Raw genomic sequence first — 20981 nt, 5'->3', positions numbered from 1 at the left:
CATGCCAAGCTAATTTACAAGGTGACTCGATTCATCTTAAGCTAAAAGTGGTCAATCATCTCTCATCGGACGAGAAACTCTCATGTCTAGAATTCTGCAATGGTCGATAACGGTCGCGCTGGCCGGCTTTCTGTTCGGCTTCGATACCGCCGTCATTTCTGGCGCGGATACCTCCTTGCAACAGCTGTGGGAGCTGAGTGACCTGTCGCATGGCCTCATCATCATGTCGATGGCGTTATGGGGCACGGTGATTGGCGCCATCTTCGGCAACTGGCCGACGGATCGCTTTGGCCGTCGTGCGACGCTGATCGGCATCGGTGTGCTCTATCTCGTCTCGGCACTGGGCTCAGCGCTGGCAACCGATCCTTATATCTTCTCCTTCTTCCGCCTGTTGGGGGGCCTGGGTGTCGGTGCCTCTTCCGTGGCCGCACCGATCTATATCTCCGAGATTGCGCCACGTGCGCGACGCGGAGCGCTGGTCGGGCTTTATCAGTTCAATATCGTGTTGGGTATCCTGATCGCCTTCGTGTCCAACTACTTCATCGGCTTCATCGAGGGCGAGAACTGGCGCTGGATGCTGGGCGTCGAGGCGATTCCAGCGGCGATCTATCTGCTGATGATCTGCAAGGTGCCACGCAGCCCTCGTTGGCTCATCCTGCAACGCAACGATGAAGCCGCTGCCGGTGAAGTGATCAGGATGATCGACCCCAACGCGAATATCGCAGAAGAAGTCGCCATCATTCGCGGCACCGAGTCCCCCGAATCCGTCGGCAAGCACACTCGCCTGTTCGCGTGGCGCTACCGTCTTCCCGTGCTATTCGCCTTCCTGATCGCCGCCTTCAACCAACTGTCGGGTATCAACTTCATCATCTATTACGCGCCGCGAATTCTCGCCGAGGCACAACTCGAGACGAGCGCGGCTCTGCTCTCGACCGCGGGTATCGGCCTGATCAATCTGGTCTTCACCATGCTGGGCATGTCACTGATCGACAAGCTGGGCCGCCGCACCTTGATTCTGATCGGCTCAGCCGGCTATCTGCTTTCGCTGTGCCTGATCTCATGGGCGTTCTACCTCCAGGATTTCAGCGCTCTCGACGGTTATGGCGTGCCGGTATTGCTGGGCGTGTTCATCGCGGCCCATGCCATGGGCCAGGGCGCGGTGATCTGGGTGTTCATCTCCGAGATATTCCCCAACAAGGTACGTGCCTTGGGCCAGTCCTTTGGCAGCTCCGTGCATTGGGTCTTCGCGGCACTGATCGCCCTGCTGATGCCCGCCATTCTCAGCCAGTTCAGTGGCGGCCCAGTGTTCGCCTTCTTCGCGGTGATGATGCTGCTACAGCTGATCTTCGTGCTGTTCTTCATGCCGGAAACAAAAGGCGTCTCACTTGAAGACCTGCAGGGCCGACTGATTCGCCCCTCGCGCAAGGAACAAGCCGAGCAGGACGCGGCGTTACAAGCACAGCGCAGCTGATTCGCACGACTGAACCCACAGGGCGAAGCCCTCGTCTAACGCTCTATCGCTTTTCTTATCGACACCCCGCCCTGTGCGGGGTGTTTGCGTTTCTGGGCCCCTGATTTCAGTACTTCTTGCTCCCACCCTTGCAGGGCATGTCCCACGTATCGGGGCTGATGCACCATACGTATCGGTATCCACCAGAGGCATCTGAGCGGGTACGGCCTCCGAGATAACCATCAAGGTTGCGTGTGCTCAGCGTGTAATTCGCTGCATGCCAACAGGCGCCCCAGTCAAGTTGATGCAAGAAACATTACAGACATATTCTTTAGTAGCGACAGCCTTGCGGAGGAACGAAAAACAGTGAAATCATTCATCCGAAACGTTTCGGATAACAGTTTTTAACGTTATTGCTGCTCAAGGATTCTGGCCATGCCACCCAACATCACGCTCAAGCATCTCGCCAGCCAACTGGGACTCTCAGTGACAACCGTTTCCAGAGCACTAGGCGGGTTCGAGGATGTCAGTGTCGCCACCCGTGAGCGAGTTCAGGCTTTTGCCAATGAAGTAGGCTACCAGCCCAACCAGAGCGCACGCCGCTTGAAGACCGGTCGCACCTCATCGGTGGGCTACATCATGAACGGTGCCCAGGGCGACTTTCGCGATCAATTCAACACGCGGTTATTGGTTGCGCTGGGCCAGGCACTACATGACGCCGCACCGGAACATGACCTGATCGTCACCACTGTGCCGGAAGATCGCGACGAGCTGGATACCTACAAGCGCTTCATCGACGGCGGCAAGGTGGATTCCTTCGTGGTAGCACGTACCCGTATTCAGGACCCCCGCGTCGACTTCCTGCTCGAAAGCGGTTTCCCCTTCGTCACCCACGGACGCACAGGCCGTGCTGATGAACATGCCTGGGTAGATACCAACGCGACCGATGGATTTGTCAGAGCCACTCGTTACCTGATTGATAGCGGCCATCGAGACATCCTGTTCCTGAACTTCTTCAGTGACCTCTACACGGCGGTAGAACGTGAGAAGGGCTATCACGATGCCATGCAGGCGGCCAAACTGACTCCCATGTCACGCCATTGCCAACATGGGTATGCCAGCGCCTACCAGGCCGCTTGCGAAGCATTGTCCAGCGCTACCCCACCCACGGCTTTCGTATGTGCCAGCGATATCTTCGCCTACGCCGTGATGGAAGCAGCCACTGAATCGGGACGCGTGCCTGGCAAGGACCTCGCCATCATCGGCGCGGATAACCTGCCCGCCCAGATGTATCGTCAGCCGAGTCTCAGCACGCTGGAAGTGTCCTTCGAATCCGTCAGTCAGGCGCTGATCGAACTGGTGTTGGCTCCCGCGGGTGGCACACCGCGTCATCGTTGCTTCGACTACGAACTCCTGCTGCGCGATACCACCGGTTGATCAATCGACCTCGCCGACATGTTTCAACAGCACGCCTGACAAGTACAACGACACCCGAGAAGGGAGAGCTCCATGCGCAAGACGCCAATTGCCCTCACATTGATGGCACTGCTGGGTAGCACGCCCGCCATGGCTGATATCAATTTCTTCAGCACCCAGGCCAGACCGCTGGAGGAAGCCCAGCAGATGCGCGAGATCGCGCTGGCGCCTTATGGCGAGGCCGTGAATTACATGCCCCAGGAGGCGGGTACCTTCCTGTCGCGCCTTGAAGCTGAGAAAGGCAGCGCGAATGGTGCACTGGATGTGTTGGGCGGGCTGCATGGTGAGCTTGGCTCGCTGACGCCAGCGGTATTGGCCCCTCTCGATGACCTGATGAGCACACTGGGTGAGCAGGGTATCAGTGAGCAGTATCTGTCACTCGGCAAGTTGGGGGGCGAGCAGCAGCGCTACATCCCCTGGATGCAGGCCACCTACATCATGGCGGCCAGTCGCAAGGCGCTGCCCTACCTGCCCGAAGGCGCGGACCTCAATGCGTTGAGCTACGACGAGCTACTGGCCTGGGGACGTAATATCGAGGCTGCCACCGGACAGCCGAAACTGGGCTTTCCCGCGGGTCGCAAGGGACTGATCCATCGCTTCCTCGAGGGCTATCTCTATCCCTCCTTCACCCATTCGGTGGTGCGTGAATTCCGCAGTGATGATGCCGTCGCGATGTGGCAAAAGTTCCGCGAGATCTGGGCCGTGACCAATCCGCGCTCTACCGCCTTTGGCTTCATGCAGGAGCCATTGCTCAACGGCGAAGTCTGGGTCGCCTTCGACCACACGGCGCGATTGAAGGATGCCTTCAACAAGCGACCCGATGATTTCGTGGCCTTCCCTGCCCCCGCTGGCCCCAGCGGACGTGGCTACATGCCGGTGGTCGCCGGACTGGCCGTGCCCGCCAACGCACCTGCGCCAGACGCTTCGCGCAAGCTGATTCAGTACCTGATGACGCCTGAGGCTCAGATTCGCACTCTGCGCGCCACCAACTTCTTCCCCGTGGTGGCAACCGAGCTTCCCGATGACCTGCCCGCCAGCATCCGCATGTCCGGCAAGGCCGTCGCCACCCAGTCCTCAGCCGAGGATGCCGTGCTGTCACTGCTGCCCAGCGGCCTTGGCAAGCAATCGGGGCTATTCAACAAGATCTATCGTGACGCCTTCGTACAGATCGTGCTGCGCGATGCCGACATTCACGAGACGTTGGATATCCTCGCGCCGCGCCTACAGGCCCTGATTGACAAGTCGGGCGCTGGCTGTTGGTTGCCGGATGCTCCCAGCGATGGTCCCTGTCCCGTCAAATGACTCCGCCTCTTCCACCAGAACTGCAAGACAGTCGCTGATTCGCAAGCCTGCAGAACATCGATGTTGCCGTAAGTTCACAAGCACCATAAGCGCCCTCAAGAGTCGACATGACAGTACGCCAACCCCTGTCGTGTCTGCTCTCTGCCATCCACCATCACAACAATCAAAGGTGAGCACTGATGAAGCACAATCGCTGGCTACCTTATTACTTGATCGCTCCCAGCCTGCTGTTCATGGGCGCATTCTTTCTCTATCCCTTTCTGCAGATCTTTGCTGAAGCCTTCACCAACAGTGACGGCGGCGTGGGGCTGGGCAACTTCAGTCGCATCATCAGTGATTTCAATTTCTGGCCTTCGCTCACCAACACTTTACTGCTGACCGGGGTCGTCGTGCCGGTCCAGCTGGTCATGGCCATCGGCATGGCATTGATGGTGACCAAGATGAACAAGGGTCGCGACAGCATCCTCTACATCTGGACCATCCCGCTGGGCATCTCCGATCTGGCCGCCGGCATCATCTGGCTGGCGATTCTGGAGCAGTTCGGCTTCCTCAACAGCTTCATGAGCGCCGTGAACCTGATCGACACCCCAACCTCGTGGCTCAACTATCAGAATGCCTTCGCGCTGTTTCTGGCCGTCGTCGTCGCCGAGATCTGGCGGGGTACCGCCATCGTGCTGGTGATCCTGGTGTCGGGCATGGGGCTGATCCCCAAGGAATATGACGAGGCCGGGCAGGTATTCGGGGCCAGCTACTGGCAGCGCCTATGGAAGATCACTCTGCCGATGCTGCGCCCGAGCATTCAGTCAGCACTGATCCTGCGTACCCTGCTGGCGCTGGAAGTCTTCGCGGTGGTGATGATGCTGGGCGGCAGTGACATGCCGGTGCTGATGAGCGAGACCTTCGACTGGCAGTTCCTTTACCAGCAAACCGGTGCTGCGGCCGCCTACGCCGTGCTGATCATGTTGATCTCGGTTGCCATCACCGGCTGCTACCTCAAGTTCCTCAATGTTCCGAAGGAGGCCCGCTGATGAAATCCTCATCCTCCGAAGCCGTCATGTCCTCTTCGCTACCCTCCGAGGCCTCTGCGCGCCCGCTGGAGCAGATCGCTCACAAACCACGTCGTCATGACATGGCCTGGAAATGGCTGTTCCGAGCGGGGGTCGCGATTCTGGTGCTGTGGGTGCTGGTACCCATCGCGTTATTGATGCTCAACAGCATCAGCACACCGGAGCAGATCAGTGGCTGGCCCAAGACCCTGACACCAGCATTGAGCTTCGAGACGCTCGACTTCTTCTGGCACTACCAGGGCGTGATCAGTGCGCTGGGCAACTCGCTACTGGCCGCTGGCTTCACCATGGTGATTGCCATCGTGTTGGGCGCACCGGCGGGTTATGCACTGGCGCGCTTCGTATTTCCGGGCATGAATGCCTACCGGATGATCATCATTCTGTCGCGAGCCTTCCCGATGCCTCTGCTGGCGTTGCCATTGGCGGTCATCTTCATTCGCGTCGGCATCGATGACTCCATTCTCGGCTTGGCGATGGTGCATGCCACGTTGGCGCTGCCCTTCGCGGTGCTGATCACCTCAAGCCTGTTCATGGGCATTCCGGTCGAACTTGAAGAAGCGGCCTGGTTGATGGGGTGCAATCGTTGGCAGGCCTTCCGTCGCGTGGTGCTGCCGCTGGCCGCGCCGGGCATTACTGCCTCGGCAGTGTTCGCCTTCGTGATCTCGTGGAATGAGGTATTTGCCTCGGCAATTCTCACCGTTCAGAACCGCACCTTGACCGCCTTCCTCGTTCAGAGCCTTTCCGAGTCGCCCGCCGAGATCAAATACGCCGGCGGCCTGATTCTGGTCGTCCCTGCACTGCTGTTCCTGTTCGCGATCAGGAAGTACCTGTTCAGCATGTGGGGCATTTCCAACCGCTAGCGTACGGCCTTTCATCCGGCCAATGCATGACGACGGCTGTCACCTGTCCATTCAGCGCCGTCGATCACGACCACAAGGAGTCCGACCATGTCAGCCATCCAGATCAGTGCCGTACGCAAGCAGTTCGGCAAGCAAGAAATCCTCAAGTCCATCGATCTCGAGATTCGCGACAAGGAATTCACCGTGCTGCTCGGCCCGTCCGGCTGCGGCAAGTCCACCCTGCTGCGCATCATCGCGGGGCTGGAGTACGAGACCAGCGGTTCAATCTGCATCGGAGACCGCGAGATCACCTCACTGGCCCCGCGGGACCGCCGTATCGCGATGGTGTTCCAGAACTACGCCGTCTTCCCGCACATGACGGTGGCGGAGAACATCGCCTTCGGCCTGCGCGTGCGCAAGGATAGCGAGGCGCACATTCAGCGCAAGGTGAAGGAAACGGCCGAGTTGATGCACATCGAGGACCGACTGGATCACTACTCCGGCCAGCTCTCCGGCGGTCAGCGTCAGCGTGTTGCCGTCGCCCGCGCGCTGGCGATGGAACCGGAAGTGCTGCTGATGGATGAGCCACTCTCCAACCTGGATGCGCTGCTGCGTCTCGAGATGCGCGCCGAGCTGAAGACCATCCTGTCGGCATCCGATACCACCACCATCTACGTGACCCACGATCAGGTCGAGGCCATGAGTCTCGCCGACCGCATCGCAGTGATGAAAGGTGGTGAGATAGAACAGTACGCCCCACCGTCCGAGATCTACCATTACCCGGCCACCGAATTCGTCGGCAGCTTCATTGGCAATCCGCCCATGAACTTCATCCTGCCAGACACTCGCTGGACACAGTCCCAGCCAAACGCTCCGACACTGTCGCGAATTCATAAATGCGGTATTCGCCCCGAAGATTTTGAGGTGCGCTTTGAGCCCACCGAGCACTTTTCACCGGTCCGCGTGTTGGTCTCCGAGCTACTGGGCTCGCACAAGCAACTCACCGCGCGCTTCGGCGACGAAATGATTCGCGTGAATGTGCCAAGTGACCTCGATATCGCCAACGGCAGCGATATCCACGTCCGCCCGATGGCGGAAAAGATGCGTTTCTATGACCAGACAGGTCATCTGATGTCTGCCTGACACGCCCTGATTCATCCATGTCTGACCTTCAACCCGACGACGGAGCCCGTTGCACATGACAGCAATGCCCGATGCCCCAAGTGCCCACGACATTCTCAAGCTCAACGATCTGGGCGGTTATACCGTACCCACGCGTGGCCTCTATCCCTTCCAGTGGAACTGGGACGCCGCCATCACGGCGCTGGGCTGGATGGCCGCCGGTGATGAAGCGCGCGCCTGGCGCGAAGTGGAGCGCCTGCTGGAAGGCCAGTGGGACAACGGCATGGTGCCGCACATTGTCTTCCATGGAGATGCGGAAACCTACTTCCCGGGGCCGGAGGTCTGGGGCGTGCAGCGCAGCCCGTCGACCAGCGCCATCTCACAGCCGCCCGTGCTAGCCAGCGTGATGAAGATCCTGTTCGAGGAAGGTCGTGACCGGACGCTTGCCGAGCAAAAGCTGGCCGCGACGCTGCCGGCCGTCATCGATTATCACCTGTGGTTCTATCGCGAGCGTGACCCTGAAGGTACGGGGCGCGTCTGTAGCTACCATCCGTGGGAATCCGGCATGGACAACAGTCCACAGTGGGATGGTCCGTTGGCTGGCGTACCGGCCGTCGATGCCGAATACGTACGCCGCGATACCGGGCTGGTCGACCCGTCCGAGCGCCCGCACAAATACGAATACGACCGCTACATCTACCTGGTGAAGTTCTTCCAGCAGAATGATCACGATGCCAAGGTGCTGTATCGCGACTGCCCGTACCGCGTGGAAGATATCAGCCTGATCTCCATCCTGCATCGCGGCACGCGGGACCTGGTTACGCTGTGTGAAGAGGATGCTGCCAGTCTCGATCTCGTCAACGCCCATGGCGAAGCGCTGTTCAGTCTCAAACAATCGCTGGCCCGTACCGAGGAAGGCGTGCAGGCACTGTGGAGCGAAGAGCTCGGCTGCTTCCTGAGCCGTGATGCGCGTGCCAACGTGCTGCTGGAGCATGTGACCACCGCCGGGATACTGCCGCTGTTCGCGGGCTTGCCCAACGATGCCCAGGCCAAACAGATGGGAGGTCTGGTCGCTGACTGGCTGGCCCAGGCACCGTATGGAGTTGCCTCAACCCATCCCGAGAGCACTCGCTTCGAGCCGAAGCGCTATTGGCGCGGGCCAAGCTGGCTACATATCAACTGGATGCTGGCCATCGGCTGTGAAGACCATGGACTCACCCAGGAGGCTGCGCAGATCAAACAGGCCAGCAAGGATTGCATCGCGGCCGCGGGTTACTGGGAATACTTCAATTCGGTGACAGGCGAAGGCTGTGGCGGACGCGATTTCTCATGGACGGCCGCGATGGATCTTTATTGGCTCAATCCGCTGGACATTTTCACTGCGAACAAGGCGCAGGACAGTGCCGTGGAGGTCTCCTGATGGCCGCGAAAAGCACACTGACGACAGCTCAGCCTGACATTCCAGTGGCACCACCCGCCTCCTTTGCCAGCCGTGAGTTTCTGGACGTGCATATCCGTTCGATCATGAATTTCTACCTGCCGCGCGCGGTGGACCATGAGCGTGGCGGCTATTTCCAGGCCTGGCGTGATGACGGCACAGTGTATGCGCCGACAGCTCGCCATCTGGTCAGCAGCACACGAATGATCTTCAACTTTGCGATGGAATACCTGCGCACTGGCGACACCGAATGCCTGGAAGCCACTCACCATGGCATCCGCTATCTGCGCGAGGTCCACCTCAACAAAGAGACCGGCGGCTATCTGTGGTCACTCAGCGAGGACGGCGAGACCGATCACACCAATCAGTGCTATGGGCTGGCCTTCGTGATACTGGCCTACGCGACCGCCTATCGCGCCGGCATCGAGGAAGCCCGAGGCTGGCTCGACGAGACCCACGCACTGATGGAGCAACATTTCTGGTCGGAGCACCACGGTCTGTATGCCGATGAAGCCAGTGCCGACTGGCAGACGCTGTCTGACTACCGTGGCCAGAATGCCAACATGCATGCCTGTGAAGCCATGCTGGCCGCCTATGAGGCCACCGCTGAGACACACTATCTGGCACGCGCCATGACGCTTGCCAGCAACATCTGTCAGCGTCAGGCAGCCAAGGCGGATGGCCTGATCTGGGAACATTACGATCACGACTGGAATGTCGACTGGGACTACAACCGCGACGATCCCAAGAACCTCTATCGTCCGTGGGGCTTCCAGCCGGGTCACCTCACCGAATGGGCCAAACTGTTGTTGATGCTCAGGCGTCATCGCGATGATGAATGGCTGCTCCCCACTGCGCAGCGTCTGTTCGATACTGCCGTGGATCTAGCCTGGGACAGCGTGCGTGGTGGGCTCTACTACGGCTTCGCGCCGGACGGTCGCATCTGCGACGACGACAAGTACTTCTGGGTGCAGGCCGAGAGCCTGGTCGCAGCGGCACTGTTGTACGAAGCTACCGGCGATGACGGTTATACCGCGTGGTATGACCGTCTCTGGCAATACGCCTGGGCGCATCTGATCGACCATCGGCACGGCGGTTGGTATCGGATACTCGATGCTGACAACCAGCGCTTTGATGACCTCAAGAGCTCCCCGGGCGCCAAGTGCGACTACCACAGCCTCGGTGCCTGTCATGAGCTATTGCGCTGCCAGGGCCTCTTGCAGCCCTGACGGACCAGGCCGCTCTTAACACATGCATTACCCCAAAAGCCCCACTGCCTTCAGTAAAGACAGTGGGGCTTTTCATGCTTGACGCATTGTCATCCACAGGGCCTGACCAATCAGATGGAGTGAATGACTCATGACTCCTCAAGCCCAGGACTGGCGGGCAACGCTGTACGAATATTGTCAGTATTCAGTCACCGGCACGAAGCTCGAGCGCTATCAGTCTCAAAAGCCGCTTTCGCGTATCAAGACACTGGCGGCATGCCGGAAGATAGCACCCGCCAGACTTTCGGCAGGCCCCTCCACCGAAACTTTCCCGTAGACCTGCCAGTCACGCACTGAAGCATCACTATCAGGCACCAGGCTGACACGATAGATACCGTCCTCAAGACGCAAACCGTCCTGGTCCTCTCGGCGCCGCTCCTCGACAGGCAAAGGGCCGCCATAGCGGCTTGCAAGCCCGGGGTAAGCCAACCGCTCAGCCCCTACGTTATCGATACTCCGCACGGTCAAGTCCACGCTATCGTGGTTGCCATCGTCAGGGATGAATCGCGCCGAACTTCCGACACGGATACGCTCGAGGTCCTGCTCACGCACAAAGGCATTGACTCGTAGACTGTGCTGACTGACGAGATCGGCAAGTCGCGTTCGAGAATCCAGCCACTGGCCTTCATGCAAGACGCCTGGCATATCCACCCGACCCGCCATGGGCGCTCGTATCACGAGGGCACGAGCACGGGACTCAAGACCACTGATTTGCGCTTCAAGCTCAGCCATCTGGGTGCGTAGCACTCCCTGCTGTGCAAGATCATCTGCAGAACCCGCACGGCGTGCGAGACGTGCCTTTATCGCCTGTATACGCCGCCTGGCTTGCTGCAGGTTGACGTTGATCTCAGGCTGTTCGAGTTCATAAACGATCTGCCCTACCGATACATGCTCATCCTGTGAGACAGGCATCTTTTTCAATTGCGCCGATTCGGGAGGGAACAATACGACATGGGCATCTGCTTCGAGCACGGCAGGGAGCGAGACCCGACCTTGCCAAGGTAAAAACAAGATACCCAGTATCAAGCAGGCACTCATGATCGTGATGATGGTGCGCATATTCAGTGATATGCGGCGTCTACTCACTTCTCGGATCTCATTCATAATAGGCCGTAGGATGAACCAGAAAATCTCGACCGCAAACAGGATGATGCCCAGCACTTTGAAAGCAAAGTGATAGACCAGTAACGCGATCCCCAGAAACAGGAAGAAGCGATAAAGCCAGGTCAATACGGAATAGACGACTAACAAGTGGCGCCGACGACGGGTAAAAGCTTCCGTCGGTGGCTCGCCAAAGCCGAACAGTCGTTCACGCAACCACCAACGGGTGATCGCAAAGGCCCGTGGCTGCAGATTGCGAATCCCCCATAGATCGCTCAGGGCGTGATAACCATCAAAACGCATGAAGGGGCTCAAGTTGACCAGCAGAGACGTTATCAAACTGGTCGTGGCCAGGAAAAAGGCCGCCTGTCTTAGCGCACCATCCGGCAAGAGTCCCCAGCACACCGTTGCCAACACCGCGATTGTTAGCTCTGTCATGACGCCAGCCATGGCGACTCTTAGCCGGTCATGATCTTTCTCAAGTCGCCAGGTATCCGTTGCATCGGTGTAGAGCATCGGAAACATGACGAGAAAGGCAACTCCCATGGTGGGCACTCGGCAGCCATAATGCTTGGCGACCAGAGCATGACCGAGTTCATGGGCTGACTTCACAATCACAAGCGCCAGCGCGTACCAGAAAATGCCCTCCCAGGAAAGAAAGCGCACCAAGGTACCGACAAAATCCGACCACTGACGCACGATGAAGTAGCACCCCAGCATCGCAAGAAACAGCAGCAGAAATTTCGCCGTACGACTGACCAGCAAACGCGCCAATGGCAGCAGGCCTTCAAGATGCCGATCTGGACGTACCAAGGGTATTCGGAAAAACAGATAATGATGCAGTAGCCAGCTACCCGTCGAAACACGTACTTGTTCCATTGCACTGGCGAGACGCTGCCGACCCTCATGCCCTTGCACCACTACCAGGTGATTGGCCTCCGCAAACCGCACTAATCCCTCGACATCACCATCATCCAAGGCAGCGCCCTCGGCTTTTGCCCGCAAGACAAGTTCGCCAAGAGTGCTACATTGCCGCCAGAGCCTGATGATACGTAGCCCGCTGAGATGCAGGTGAAAGTAGAGTCCGCGCATCGGGTCAAACAACGTCCACATCGGGGCGCCATCTGTATCTGGAGCACTACGACTAAGACGAAGATCGGCTCGTAATTCGGGCAGAGGAGCATCGTCCATTGGAGCCTGCATTGACTCCATATTCAGACCCCCAAGGCTTGGCGCAGGCCTGCAAGCGGCCGACGGAACAAGTAATAAGCCAGCGGTACACGATCACCGCTGATACGCGCCGTCCCACGAAGCCCGATGCGTAGAAAGTCCGGAGACTCCTCCAATGTGGCCGACACATGATAGATCAGCTGATCGCGACCATTAATGATGGGTTTGTAGCTAACTCGCTCGACTTCGCCCTCAATGGGAGATAGTGGGCGAGAATCCAGGAATAGAGTGATCGGTGCGCCTTTGGATAACACAAGAGCATCATCAACCGGGAGTTCAATGTTCACCTTACGATCCAATGGGTCAGCCAGCTGCATGATGCGTTCGCCTGTCCGTACCGGCCGCCCTGCCCAATCATTGGGATCGTCGAAAATTGCCAGCCCGGCCTCATCAGCCCTCAGAATCACTTGCTCCAACTGGACCTCAGCGTAGGTACGCTGCACGGCTCGCAAATCACGCTCGGCACTCAACGCGGCCATGCTGGCACGCGACTTTGCATCACCGAACGCTTCCTGTCGGGCCTGTTCATAGCGTGCCTGGGCAACATTGAGTGCCTGGTCAGCCACTTTGAGCCTTGCCTGGGCATCAATGTCCTGCAACTTGACCAGTGGCTGGCCCTTGATGACTTGGGCGTTGGGTTCAACCAGCACATGATCCACTACGCCATCCATCGGAGATGACACCATCAGGGGAGCTCTTGCTACCACCTCAGCTGGCGCCAGTGCAGATAACCGCACCGGCAGACAAAGTATCAGGAGAGCCAATACCAATGCCCCCCACCACAGTCGTGATGAGCGGAGTCTGCTTCGCCATTGAGCGCGCTGTCGAGTCTGGACGAACGCATTCATGGCATGACCGAATACTTCACCAAGATGTGCCGCCAAGTTGATAGGGGCTGGTTGCCAGGGAGCCTCTCGGGTCAACCAGAGCCATGAGGCCGAGGACTCCCGAGTATTCATTGGCACCAGTAACACCTGCCCGGGACAGACTTCTCGCCAGGTAGCAAGCGCCCATTCATCCATCCCGTCAGTACCAAGCACGGTAGGCTCTGACCCAACAGGAAGGTGGTGAGCCATGACGTGCTCGACCCACTGAACATAAAGACTGTTGCGATCTACTGAGGGCACATTGGCCAGCGCAGTAATCCGCCATCCATTGACACCGGAACGCTCCACCATCGCAGCCTGCTGATAGTCGATCACCTGACGGGCATCATTGACAGCCACATAACGCAGCGCTTTGAGGGTCTCGGCTTTGCGAGCACGGTGCTCGACATCAAATAATGCCGAGAGTTGTGCGGTATCGAATTGATTCGGCTCACTCACGATAATGTCTCACTTACTGCCCGGTTCATTGCCTTACTGCCCTTGCGATAAATCAAGTGGCGGCGTGAAAATCGCGGAAGCTGTCATCCCGGGTCGCAGAGCTGGCGTGACCTTGATCTCCGCCCAGATGGGAATGGTATGGCTGACAGGATCGACACTGGCTCCTACTCGCGTCACCTTGGCCGACACATTCTCGCGAGTTTCCTCAATGGTCAGCTGTGCCTGTCGTCCCGGCTCCAGCCAGGCAAGCCAGTCAGCCGGCACAATGATGCGCGCCTCGAGCGCCTGTCCGACGATGGACAACAGCTCTGCCTGAGCCTCGACACTTTGACCTACGCTAGCCTTGCGCTCGACAACACGGCCGTCGTAAGGCGACTTGATATCACACCGGTTCATGTTGGTACGGGCGATCCGGTACTCGGCATCGTTCTCGTTGACAGCCAGTCGCGACAGATCGACGTCTAACTGGCCGACGGAACGCAACTCCAGAAGCCGCTGATTGTTCTGCAGCTGACGCCGCGCGCTTGCCAACCTCGCGCCGACACGATCGCGCTCGGCAGCGTAAAGACTGCAATCCATCTTGACCAGCGTCTGCCCTTTCGTGAAAGCATCCCCCTCACGAAACTCCATCTTTTCGATGCGGCCACTGACCTCACTGCTGATAGTGGCTCTGTCAGTTGCCTCAATGACAGCGCGCTGCGGCTCCAATCGCGACTCTGCGGCATCTTCCTCACCAGCCGCATGTGCAGCAGTACCCAGCGTCAGAGAAATACACGATAGCGTGACGACAGTGCCCCAGTGCCGCAGCTTTTCGCACCGAATGCCTAAATTTTTCATGATTTACGCCATCACCAATGAATAAAGAAAACAAGAGCGCCGTCTTGGATAGACGGCGCTCTCCCGAAAGACTTCTGAAGAGGCGAAGGTTACGCTTCGGTCAAACTGCTATCCGGCGCTAGCACAAAGCGATCCAACGCATAGACACCCTTTTCGTTCTCGGCCTTGATCATGATGGTGACAGGCGTGGCCGGTGATCCCGGCACAGCGGTGAAGGTCCGCGTGGCCTCAGAGAATGTCAGCCACTGCGGAAGCCCCTCTCCCGCGGGGGTGGAAAAGCTGTAATGCACAGAGCCTGCAACAGCGAAGGTGTTGGCATCAAAGCTGAAGGACGGCGCTTCACCATTCTCGCCCTGCTTCAGGATTGGCGACTGTTCAGAAATGGGCTCAACCACGACACCAATCTGGCCGTCGTCCCAATCCTGGCGACGCTGCACCAACGCGCTGGCCAGCTGTGCCGGCTCAGCAGTACCTTCAAGTTTCGGATAAGGGTCCAGGCCGATACTTTGGTAAACGCGAGCGTAGGCATTCTGGATCTGCGCATAAGCAAGGTCACGACGCAACTCGGCAATCAGAGAGTTAAGCTGCTCCTTGATAGCGGTCAGCTCGCCGATGCTGCCGGAACGAGACTGCTGAGTCACCAGATCGGATATATTACGCGAGACCTGCAGGTAGTTCTGTGCAGTTCCAAGATCACGGTCAGCTGCCACGTACTTGAGCTGAGCCAGATGCACCTGCGTCAATACTGCCAGTGATGTAGCCAGACGTTCTTCACGCGTGATCTCTACACTTGTCTCTGCCGCTTCCTTATTGGCTTTCGCCTGGAAAACGTTGAGCAGGTCATAGCTGACAGCCGCCCCGGCACTGGTCCAATCCTGGAAAAGCAGGTACTGATTGTCATCGTACGAATAGCTCGCGGAGAAGCTCAGGTCAGGGAACATCTTGAGCAGTGAGGCCCGCACTTCGTCACGCGCAATACGTTCACGATAATGTGTCGTCAGCACTTCAGGACGCATCAGCAGCGCCGTCTGCTCCATGGTCGCCACATCAAGCTTGGCCTTCGGTGCCTTGAGCTGTGCGGTGTCATATTGCGGCAGTTCGAGCGTGGTAGTCGGTGGAAGTCCCATCAGGCTGGCCAGTTTTTCACGCGCACCGATCAACTCATTGCGCAAACTATCCAGGCTGCGCTTCACGTCCAGCAAGCTGCGCTCGTAGGAGTAGCTGTCCAGCGGATTGGAAAGACGCTGACGTGAGATTGTGCGACTCCGCTCCAGCGATTCGTTGACCCGAACCATCAGCGGCTCAACCTTGTTCAGCAGACGATCAGCAGAGACCGACTTCCAATACGCGGTACGCACTTCCTGTGCCAGATTCTGAACCGCCTTGCGCTCTTCCTCGACAGAAATCAGATACTGATCAGCACTCTGATTTGCCCGCACATAGGAAAGACCGAAATCCAGAATGCTCCAGGTGAAATCGACACCGTAAGTCTTGCGATTTCGCTCTTGGGAAATGCTGTAGCTATTGTCATTTGATGAATTACTCGGCTCACCATCGACAAAAGGCACACTCTGGGTGGCTTCATATTCGCTACGCGTCGTGTAACCGGCGCGCGCGGTCAATGACGGCAGCATGTCGTAGTTGGCTGCATCCAATTGTTGGCTTCTCAGGGCAGACTGCATCGTCTTGACATGCCTATCCCGGTTATAGAGCAGTGCCCTTGCAACCGCCATTTCGGGCGTCAGCAACCCTGTCACCTTACTCTGCGAGGCGTTGAGTGTCTTGACGTCCTCAGCCGCCTTCGGCTGTATTTCCGCCATCGTCAGTGGATTTGGAGTGACTGCACAGCCGCTTAACAAAAGCAACGCTGCCAGAGGTGATGCCGTGAGTATCTTTTGACTCATAAGTCCCTTTCCTGAAGTCATTTTATTGAAGTCCGTGCTTATTTTTAATAATAATTGGCCATGCTTCATGACAGACCAAACATACGAGCCAAGCGATTGGCCAGACTATCTTCTTGGTGATTATCGCCAACTTCTGCCAATGCTTCCTCAGCCTGTTGACCTAGCGACTGCCAGCGAACCTCGGCGGTATCCAAGGCTTCAGGCAATGCAATATCCAAAGACAAGATGCGAGTTGTACCATCTCCCGATATTGCCACGATTCGGATATTCAGAGAGTCACTTATCCCATTGATGTCACCCACTACATCACCTGTCTGCGGATCAATCGACAGCCCTGCTGGCAAAGAGGATCCATCGCCAAGAGAGGCCTCATATAGAGTGACCACCGCAGTACGTGGGTCATTCAGAGTGATAACCAAGCGCGAGCCGGTGAGACTCATACGGCCGATCTGCATGTCATTACCGGCATTCTCTTCATGCACGACTTCGGCCGATCCTTGGGAATCCATGCTGATATCAAGACGGCGATACAGCACTTGATCCTCACGCTCTTCCAGCACCTGTCCATCAGCATCGACCAATACTTCACGCGGCTGCGCATTACCGTATTCATCAATACCAATCACAGTAACTCGTGCACGCTCCATTCCCGGCGGCAGTCTTCCAGACAGCTGCCCAGAGGAAGCATCCACTGTCAAAGTCCCCGGTAATGGCGAGCCATCGGTCTGCGTCCCCTGGTAGCGAATTGTCATCGCTTCTGGCAGGCCAAACGCACCTATGTCATTCAGAGTGTTGGAAGCGGCTGTCCGAAGGAAGTAGTCGAGATTGCCAATGTCATTCCCACCATCTTGCCCCTGCGAGTCATCACTACCAGCTACGAATCCTTCTGCCCCAAGCACCTCATTGACAAAAGGATCTGTCACAGGTGCGTCAGGAACAAAGGTGCTCGGGGCTTGAGTGATTCCTGGTGACGCCAAAGGCTCAGCCGGAACGGATAGCGTGAAACTGTAACTGGCAGTTCCACCATTACCATCATCAGCAGTGACGGTAATGACATATGGAGCATCAAGAGAAGCGTCCAGAGCCAGCTGCCCCGAAATATGGCCTGTTTGCGGGTCAATCATCACCCCTTCAGGAAGGCCACTTGCCGAATACGTCAACTCATCAGAGGCATCAGTATCGGCGAAGGCTTCTCCGGCAGGAATTGAGATATCCCCGCCATTTCCGGCGGTACGGTCTGGTAGATCAGATACAACAACAGGCGCATCATCAGCCCCGGTCACGGTGACACTCAGGGTGGCGGTATCAAGGCCGCCCTGACCATCGCTGACTTGATAGCTGATGCTGGTGGTACGGGTCTCATCGACCGCGAGGTCGTCGAAGTCCGCGCCCGGCGCGAAGTCATAGCTGCCATCGGCATTGACGGTGTACTGGCCACCGTTGTCACCGGCAGTCGGCTGACCGACATTGGCGGCATCTTCGCCCACCTGGCTGACCGTCAGGGCATCGGTGTCGTTGCCACCGTCCGCATCGTTATCCAGCACATTGCCGGAGGCCGGCATCTTCTCGGCGACGGTAGCAGCGTCATCACCCGCCACCGGCGCGGTGTTGCTCGGCGTCAGCGTAAAGGTATCGGTGACCATGCCGCCATTGCCATCATTGGCGGTGACGGTGATCTCGAAGGGACCATTCTGCGAAGCATCCGGCGTCAGGGTGCCCGTGATACGTCCAGTGCCCGGATCAATGATGACCCCTTCCGGCAGCCCCTCGGCCGTGAAGGACAGCTCATCGCTGCCATCCACATCACTGAAAGCATCGCCCGCCGGGATGTCGATCGCATCGCCATCTTCGGCATTCGCATCAGCCGTCGGGGTACTGACCACCGGCGCATCATTGGTGCCGATCACGGTGATGCTCAGCGTCGCGGTATCCACGCCACCCTGACCATCACTGATCTGGTAATCGATCGCCGTGATACGGCTTTCTCCATCGGCCAGATCATCAAAGTCGGTGCCCTGGGCAAAGGTATAGCTACCGTCACTGGCGATCGTGATCAAACCACCGGTGGAGCCGGCAATCGCCTCACCGACATTGGCGGCATCTTCGCCGACCTGGCTGACCGTCAGGGCATCCGTGTCGTTGCCACCGTCCGCATCGTTATCCAGCACATTGCCGGAGGCCGGCGCTTTCTCGGCGACGGTAGCGGCGTCATCACCCGCCACCGGCGCGGTGTTGCTCGGTGTCAGGATGAAGGTGTCGGTCACGGTGCCGCCATTGCCATCATCCGCGGTGACAGTGATCTCGAAGGGACCATTCTGCGAAGCATCCGGCGTCAGGGTGCCCGTGATACGGCCGGTAGCCGGATCGATGATGGCCCCTTCCGGCAGCCCCTCGGCCGTGAAGGACAGCTCATCGCTGCCATCCACATCACTGAAAGCATCGCCCGCCGGGATGTCGATCGCATCGCCATCGTCGGCATTCGCATCAGCCGTCGGGGTACTGACCACCGGTGCATCATTGGTGCCGGTCACGGTGATGCTCAGCGTCGCGGTGTCGAAGCCACCCTGACCATCACTGACCTGGTAGCTGATGGCAGTGGTGCGAGTTTCATCGACCGCGAGGTCATCGAAGTCCGCGCCCGGCGCGAAGTCATAGCTGCCATCGGCATTGACGGTGTACTGGCCACCGTTGTCACCGGCAGTCGGCTGACCGACATTGGCGGCATCTTCGCCCACCTGACTGACCGTCAGGGCATCGGTGTCGTTACCACCGTCCGCATCGTTATCCAGCACATTGCCGGAGGCCGGCATCTTCTCGGCGACGGTAGCGGCGTCATCACCCGCCACCGGTGCGGTGTTGCTCGGCGTCAGGATGAAGGTATCGGTGACGGTGCCACCATTGCCATCATTGGCGGTGACGGTGATCTCGAAGGGACCATTCTGCGAAGCATCCGGCGTCAGGGTGCCCGTGATACGGCCGGTAGCCGGATCAATGATGACCCCTTCCGGCAGCCCCTCGGCCGTGAAGGACAGCTCATCGCTGCCATCCACATCACTGAAAGCATCGCCCGCCGGGATGTCGATCGCATCGCCATCGTCGGCATTCGCATCAGCCGTCGGGGTACTGACCACCGGTGCATCATTGGTGCCGGTCACGGTGACACTCAGCGTCGCGGTGTCGAAGCCGCCCTGACCATCACTGACCTGGTAGCTGATGGTGGTGGTACGGGTCTCATCGACCGCGAGGTCGTCGAAGTCCGCGCCCGGCGCGAAGTCATAGCTGCCATCGGCATTGACGGTGTACTGGCCACCGTTGTCACCGGCAGTCGGCTGACCGACATTGGCGGCATCGTCACTGACCTGGCTAACGATCAAGATATCACTGGCATCGACATCACTGTCGTTGAGCAGGACATCTCCACTGACAGCATTATTCTCTGTCGTGGCATTGGTGTCCTGCACCGCTACCGGCGCGTCATTGACGCCAGTCACGGTGATGCTCAGCGTCGCGGTGTCGAAGCCGCCCTGACCATCACTGACCTGGTAGCTGATGGCAGTGGTGCGAGTTTCATCGACCGCGAGGTCGTCGAAGTCCGCGCCCGGCGCGAAGTCATAGCTGCCATCGGCATTGACGGTGTACTGGCCACCGTTGTCACCGGCAGTCGGCTGACCGACATTGGCGGCATCTTCGCCGACCTGGCTGACCGTCAGGGCATCGGTGTCGTTACCACCGTCCGCATCGTTATCCAGCACATTGCCGGAGGCCGGCGCTTTCTCGGCGACAGTGGCAGCGTCATCACCCGCCACCGGCGCGATGTTGCTCGGTGTCAGGATGAAGGTATCGGTGACGGTGCCACCATTGCCATCATCCGCGGTGACAGTGATCTCGAACGGACCATTCTGCGAGGCATCGGCGCTCAGGGTGCCGGTGATCTCGCCGGTGGTGCCATTGATGGCCAGACCTGCCGGCAGACCCGCAACCGTATAGGCCAGCGTGTCAGTGGCGTCGACATCGCTGAAGGCGTCACCGGCAGCAATCGTGAGGGTCTCACCATCGACGGCAATGATGTCATCGGTCGGTGTCGCGACGACCGGCGCATCATTGGTGCCAGTCACGGTGATGCTCAGCGTGGCAGTGTCGAAGCCACCTTGGCCATCACTGACCTGGTAATCGACGGCAGTGACACGACTTTCGCCGTCAGCCAGATCATCAAAGTCCGTGCCCTGCGCGAAGGTATAGCTGCCGTCGGTATTGATGGTGATCAGACCACCGGTGGAGCCGGCAATCGCCTCACCGACATTGTCGGCATCGGCGTCCACCTGACTGACGACCAGAATGTCACTGTCGGTGCTATCAATGCCGCCATCGCTGTCATTGGTCAGCACGTTGCCGGTGGTCGGCGTCACGTTCTCGACCGCTGTCGCCGCGTCATCGGTGGCGACCGGTACGACGTTGCTGACCGTCAGGGTGAAGACGTCATTGATCGTGCCGCCATTGCCATCATTGGCGGTGACGGTGATCTCGAACGGACCATTCTGCGAGGCATCGGCGCTCAGGGTGCCGGTGATCTCGCCGGTGGTGCCATTGATGGCCAGACCTGCCGGCAGACCCGCAACCGTATA

At 58.4% G+C, this 20981-nt stretch carries 13 protein-coding genes; 8 read left to right on the top strand and 5 right to left on the bottom strand.

The features are described from left to right. Positions 1–82 precede the first annotated feature (82 nt). From CFN46_RS15575 to CFN46_RS15540, 8 genes are all read left to right on the top strand, one after another. Positions 83–1471, top strand: a complete 1389-nt coding sequence (locus CFN46_RS15575; protein ID WP_024952996.1) for a sugar porter family MFS transporter — start codon at positions 83–85, stop codon at positions 1469–1471. 414 nt (positions 1472–1885) lie between these two features. Next, the gene (locus CFN46_RS15570) at positions 1886–2887 is read left to right on the top strand and encodes a substrate-binding domain-containing protein (protein WP_088744087.1); all 1002 of its coding nucleotides are present in this window, start codon (positions 1886–1888) and stop codon (positions 2885–2887) included. 72 nt (positions 2888–2959) lie between these two features. Further along, positions 2960–4228 carry an ABC transporter substrate-binding protein gene (locus CFN46_RS15565; RefSeq protein WP_088744086.1) on the top strand — a complete coding sequence of 423 codons (1269 nt, stop codon included), beginning with the start codon at positions 2960–2962 and terminating at the stop codon, positions 4226–4228. A gap of 179 nt (positions 4229–4407) precedes the next feature. Continuing rightward, positions 4408–5256: a carbohydrate ABC transporter permease gene (locus CFN46_RS15560; RefSeq protein WP_088744085.1), complete on the top strand. Its 849-nt coding sequence runs from the start codon at positions 4408–4410 to the stop codon at positions 5254–5256. Then, a complete protein-coding gene (locus tag CFN46_RS15555; RefSeq protein ID WP_211242472.1) occupies positions 5256–6155 on the top strand; it encodes a carbohydrate ABC transporter permease in 900 nt (299 codons plus the stop codon). Before CFN46_RS15560 ends, CFN46_RS15555 begins: the two co-directional genes overlap by 1 nt. Positions 6156–6242: 87 nt before the next feature. Beyond that, positions 6243–7277, top strand: a complete 1035-nt coding sequence (locus CFN46_RS15550; RefSeq protein ID WP_088744084.1) for an ABC transporter ATP-binding protein — start codon at positions 6243–6245, stop codon at positions 7275–7277. 55 nt (positions 7278–7332) lie between these two features. Beyond that, complete coding sequence (locus CFN46_RS15545; RefSeq protein WP_088744083.1) at positions 7333–8676, top strand: trehalase family glycosidase; 1344 nt, start codon at positions 7333–7335, stop codon at positions 8674–8676. Next, positions 8676–9923, top strand: a complete 1248-nt coding sequence (locus tag CFN46_RS15540; RefSeq protein WP_088744082.1) for an AGE family epimerase/isomerase — start codon at positions 8676–8678, stop codon at positions 9921–9923. The genes CFN46_RS15545 and CFN46_RS15540 overlap by 1 nt, the downstream gene beginning before the upstream one ends. Positions 9924–10142: 219 nt before the next feature. On the opposite strand, the gene CFN46_RS15535 is transcribed toward CFN46_RS15540, so the two are convergent. The 5 genes from CFN46_RS15535 to CFN46_RS15515 form a co-directional block, all read right to left on the bottom strand. After that, a complete protein-coding gene (locus CFN46_RS15535) occupies positions 10143–12254 on the bottom strand; it encodes an HlyD family efflux transporter periplasmic adaptor subunit (RefSeq protein WP_176426504.1) in 2112 nt (703 codons plus the stop codon). A gap of 23 nt (positions 12255–12277) precedes the next feature. After that, positions 12278–13618 carry an efflux RND transporter periplasmic adaptor subunit gene (locus tag CFN46_RS15530; protein ID WP_088744080.1) on the bottom strand — a complete coding sequence of 447 codons (1341 nt, stop codon included), beginning with the start codon at positions 13616–13618 and terminating at the stop codon, positions 12278–12280. Between the two features lie 33 nt (positions 13619–13651). Beyond that, on the bottom strand, positions 13652–14455 hold the full coding sequence (locus CFN46_RS15525) for an efflux RND transporter periplasmic adaptor subunit (protein WP_024952985.1): 804 nt from the start codon (positions 14453–14455) through the stop codon (positions 13652–13654). Positions 14456–14544: 89 nt separating this feature from the next. Next, the gene (locus tag CFN46_RS15520) at positions 14545–16359 is read right to left on the bottom strand and encodes a TolC family protein (protein WP_176426503.1); all 1815 of its coding nucleotides are present in this window, start codon (positions 16357–16359) and stop codon (positions 14545–14547) included. Between the two features lie 65 nt (positions 16360–16424). Beyond that, positions 16425–20981: S-layer family protein (locus CFN46_RS15515; RefSeq protein ID WP_141103674.1), on the bottom strand; the 4557-nt coding region annotated here is incomplete at its 5' end.

Origin of the sequence: Cobetia sp. QF-1, assembly GCF_002213105.1 — a bacterium.
In the GTDB taxonomy this organism is placed as follows: domain Bacteria; phylum Pseudomonadota; class Gammaproteobacteria; order Pseudomonadales; family Halomonadaceae; genus Cobetia; species Cobetia crustatorum.
This window is presented reverse-complemented; position numbering and strand designations above follow the sequence as displayed.

Bases quoted from the DNA above. Each gene is read 5' to 3' on its own strand.
- CFN46_RS15550 (WP_088744084.1), top strand. From the start codon at position 6,243: ATGTCAGCCATCCAGATCAGTGCCGTACGCAAGCAGTTCGGCAAGCAA.
- CFN46_RS15570 (WP_088744087.1), top strand. From the start codon at position 1,886: ATGCCACCCAACATCACGCTCAAGCATCTCGCCAGCCAACTGGGACTC.
- CFN46_RS15565 (WP_088744086.1), top strand. From the start codon at position 2,960: ATGCGCAAGACGCCAATTGCCCTCACATTGATGGCACTGCTGGGTAGC.
- CFN46_RS15525 (WP_024952985.1), bottom strand. From the start codon at position 14,455: ATGAAAAATTTAGGCATTCGGTGCGAAAAGCTGCGGCACTGGGGCACT.
- CFN46_RS15555 (WP_211242472.1), top strand. From the start codon at position 5,256: ATGAAATCCTCATCCTCCGAAGCCGTCATGTCCTCTTCGCTACCCTCC.
- CFN46_RS15545 (WP_088744083.1), top strand. From the start codon at position 7,333: ATGACAGCAATGCCCGATGCCCCAAGTGCCCACGACATTCTCAAGCTC.
- CFN46_RS15520 (WP_176426503.1), bottom strand. From the start codon at position 16,359: ATGAGTCAAAAGATACTCACGGCATCACCTCTGGCAGCGTTGCTTTTG.
- CFN46_RS15575 (WP_024952996.1), top strand. From the start codon at position 83: ATGTCTAGAATTCTGCAATGGTCGATAACGGTCGCGCTGGCCGGCTTT.
- CFN46_RS15560 (WP_088744085.1), top strand. From the start codon at position 4,408: ATGAAGCACAATCGCTGGCTACCTTATTACTTGATCGCTCCCAGCCTG.
- CFN46_RS15540 (WP_088744082.1), top strand. From the start codon at position 8,676: ATGGCCGCGAAAAGCACACTGACGACAGCTCAGCCTGACATTCCAGTG.
- CFN46_RS15535 (WP_176426504.1), bottom strand. From the start codon at position 12,254: ATGGACGATGCTCCTCTGCCCGAATTACGAGCCGATCTTCGTCTTAGT.